This window comes from Bdellovibrionales bacterium (assembly GCA_019750295.1).
Lineage (GTDB): Bacteria > Bdellovibrionota > Bdellovibrionia > Bdellovibrionales > JAGQZY01 > JAIEOS01.
Window position 1 is genome coordinate 1 of the sequence record JAIEOS010000001.1, and the last position, 1657, is coordinate 1657.

Genomic DNA, 1657 nt, shown 5'->3' on the forward strand with positions numbered 1-1657 from the left:
GGGCAGAGGAGACAATGGTACCGCCCGATTCGCGTGAGTGAAAAAATTCATGTTCATCGACTTCGAGTGCCGATGTGTGATGACGGATGAAGACGACTTCAATTTTTTCATAAGCGCGTTGCAGGAATAGGTAGAGCAAAATAAAGAAATGCTTGGCGATATCTTTTTTCTTTTCATCCATAGAGCCGGAGACATCGAGCAGGCAAAACATCACGGCTTGGGTGCTGGGCTTAGGCACTTTGATGCGATTGCTGTAGCGCAGATCGAAAGGGTCGATGAAAGGGATCGCTAATAGTCGTGTGCGAAGATGATGTATCTCTTGGCGGAGTTTGAGGATTCTGGGATCTTGGTTGTCGCTCGTCTCAGCCAATAATTCGGCTAGTTCTTCTTCAGCTTGTTTTAAGCGCTTACTGGATTTTCCGCCGACCGCGATGCGCCTGCCTAAGGCACCGCGCAATGAACGTAACACGTGTAGCGATGAGGCGGTCCCGGTGGTGCTGTAACCAGCGCGTTGATTTTTAAAATCGGTGATGGCGGTGAGCTGGGTTTTGATGAGATTGGGTAATTCTAAATCTTCGAAAAAATAATTGAGAAATTCTTCACGGCTGATTTGGAAAACAAAATCGTCTTCGCTGATTTCTTCGCTATTGCCAGCTTGGCCTTTGCCTTTACCGGCACCGCCTTTGGGGCGCTCAATCTGATCGCCCGTTTGGTATTCTTGATTGCCGGGATTCACGCTTTCCCATACGCCACCATGGGAGTGACCGAAGTTGGGTTCGTTGACGTCTTTGACTGGAATCGCGATTTTTTCACCGCTGTCCATGTCGGTGATAGAGCGGCCTTTAATGGCACGTGTGACGGCGTCTTTGATCTGGCCTTTATAACGACGCAAAAAACGCTCGCGATTCGGGGCAGATTTGTTTTTACCTTGAACTCGTCTGTCGATTAAATGTACCAATTTGTGCTCCCGAACAAGTTCTGTTTGCTAGGTATTCTCCCTTCTCCCGTGGGCGGGAGAAGGGTTGGGGATGAGGGGGATTCAGATATCCGTTTCCCCATTGCTTACAAGCCTCAGTCGCTGAAATTTTAGTCATTGAAAATAATTTCAGTCTTGCTCGATCACCCTCACCCCAACCCCTCTCCCGCTTGCGGGAGAGGGGCTATTTTGCACCCGCCCAACATTTTTCAAACCCTAAGACGACTTCCTCACCCTTAAATACCATTCGCAAAGTAATCTAACTTGTTTCGCGGTGTACCCTTTATCTACCATGCGGCTGACAAATTCCTGATGTTTGTTGGCGTCGTCGCTGCTGGCTTTGGCATTGAATGAAATAACCGGCAGCAGCTCTTCCGTATTCGAGAACATTTTTTTCTCAATGACTGTGCGCAGTTTTTCGTAGCTGGTCCAGGTCGGATTTTTGCCACCATTTTGTGCTCGGGCGCGCAGGACGAAATTGACGATCTCATTGCGGAAATCTTTGGGGTTGGAGATGCCCGCAGGTTTTTCGATTTTTTCTAATTCGCTATTGAGTGACTCTCGATCGAAACTTTCGCCTGTATCGGGATCGCGGAATTCTTGGTCTTGTATCCAGAAGTCGGCGAAGGTGACATAGCGATCGAAAATGTTTTGTCCGTATTCAGAGTAACTTTCCAAATA

Annotated in this window: 2 protein-coding genes; both read right to left on the reverse strand. The window is 48.0% G+C overall.

Translation table 11 applies throughout. The features are described from left to right. A partial coding sequence (locus K2Q26_00005; protein MBY0313874.1) for a YeaH/YhbH family protein occupies window positions 1–958 on the reverse strand: 958 nt, incomplete at its 3' end. A 234-nt stretch (window positions 959–1192) separates the two neighbouring features. Further along, window positions 1193–1657: hypothetical protein (locus K2Q26_00010; protein ID MBY0313875.1), on the reverse strand; the 465-nt coding region annotated here is incomplete at its 5' end.